General features: G+C 47.6%; 2 protein-coding genes. Both read right to left on the bottom strand.

Annotation, left to right across the window (positions count from 1 at the left end):
* A partial coding sequence (locus ACWHAR_RS20325) for a lactate permease LctP family transporter (protein WP_452087643.1) occupies nucleotides 1-1,040 on the bottom strand: 1,040 nt, incomplete at its 3' end.
* Nucleotides 1,041-1,071: 31 nt separating this feature from the next.
* Nucleotides 1,072-1,880 (bottom strand): L-lactate dehydrogenase (locus tag ACWHAR_RS20320; protein ID WP_452087642.1); only part of this gene is annotated, 809 nt, incomplete at its 5' end.

The following is a 1,880-nucleotide window of genomic DNA, read 5'->3' as shown; positions in this document are numbered from 1 at the left end:
GCAATCGGCGGCATTTTCATAATTTGCTGATGCAGAAAAGGCATTTTGAACAGGAGCGTTGATTGATATAACAGCCCGCCTTCTTGGAAAAGCGCTTTGAAGGCAGGAAGGCTCCAGATGGTGATCGCCGCAGTTAAAATGTAGAAAGGAGACCACGCTTTCGCAATATCAGCAGCACGGTATGCCTTTTTCTCACCAGCATCGCCGGCCCCTTCCTCGCGGTAAATCTCTTTCGGCTGCCATTTGCGGAGGAAGAGGGCAAGCCCGCCCATGCTGAATAAGGCCGCCAAAATGTTTGCTAATTCCGGCCCGAGCACCGCCATTGTCAGTGTCTGAACCGCTGTATACCCACCGCTCACAACCAGAAGAGCGGGCCATGTCTGTTTGATTCCTTTCATTCGGTCTAATAAGAATACAAGCAGGAATGGTATTAAAAATGAGATCATCGGCAGTGTCCACATTAATGTCCGTGACAGCTCAAGAGCAGACAAATTACCAATCTGTACCCCTGTGATGACAGGAATTCCGATCGCCCCAAAGGCTCCGGAGGCTGCGTTTGCAATCAAGCAGAGCGCTGCCGCTTTTAACGGTTTAAAACCAAGTTCGACGAGCAGCGCCGCACTAATCGCAATCGGAACACCAAAACCGGCCGCGCCTTCTAAAAATGCGTTAAAACAAAAACCAATTAATAATAGCTGTAATCGTTGGTCAGGCGAAATGCCGGCAATGCTGGACCGAATAATGGTAAATTTCCCGGTTTTCACTGCGATTTTATACAGCCACACCGCCATCAGGACGATGTAGCCAATAGGCCACAGCCCGCTCCCGATTCCTAACAAAACAGAAGAAATCGCTTTTTCAACCGGCATATGAAATGCCAAAACGGAAACGAAGAAACTGACGGCTAGGGTAAGAAATGCCGCAAGAATGCCTTTCATTTTCAAAACAGTTAAAGCCAAAAGAAAAAAGAGAATCGGAGTGAGCGCCACAAGTGCGCTCACATACTCGTTTCCAAACGGATCATACAACTGCTCCCACATTGACAATCAGCCCTTTACTCTAAAGTTGCGGTTAGTTGACTTTTTGTTCTGCAAAATGAGGTTTTAAAATGTTTTTAAGGACGCCGGCGCTGTGAAGGAACTGTTCTTTTTCTTTCTCATTTAAGTTCAGCTCAGTGATACCTGCGATCCCTCCGCGGTTCACGACAGCCGGCACACCGATGTACACGTCATCTGCACCGTATTGCCCGTCCAAATATGTGCTGACAGTTAATATGCTGTTTTCATTATGAAGAATGGCTTTTGTAATGCGAGCAAGACTCATCGCAACCCCATAATAAGTCGCACCTTTTTTCTCAATGATATGGTAAGCTGCGTTTTTCACTTCATCTACAATTTGGTCCAGCTCCTCTTGTTTGTACGCATCGTTTTTCTCAACGAGTTCACTGACCGGCACACCGCCGACATTCGCGTGGCTCCAAACAGGAAGCTCTGTGTCGCCGTGCTCTCCGATAATATGCGCGTGTACGTTTTGAGGCGCTGCGCCAAAGTATTCGCTCAGCATGAAACGGAATCTCGCAGAATCTAGTGTTGTGCCGCTTCCGATCACCCGCTCTTTTGGCAGGCCGCTAAATTTCCATGTTGCGTAAGTCAGGATATCAACCGGATTTGTCGCGATTAAGAAAATGCCGTCAAATCCGCTCGCCATGACCTCACTGACGATGCCTTTGAAAATCTTCAAGTTCTTTTCTACTAATTCAAGGCGTGTCTCACCAGGTTTTTGGTTTGCTCCGGCGCAAATGCAGACAATATCAGCATCCTTGCAGTCTTCATATGTTCCGTAAGATGTTTTGACCGGTTGTGGCGCAAACGCCTTTCCGT

It is taken from the genome of Bacillus sp. LR--39, from assembly GCF_053613335.1.
The sequence above is the reverse complement of the archived record's forward strand: the minus strand, read 5'-3'. Positions and strand labels throughout refer to the sequence as shown.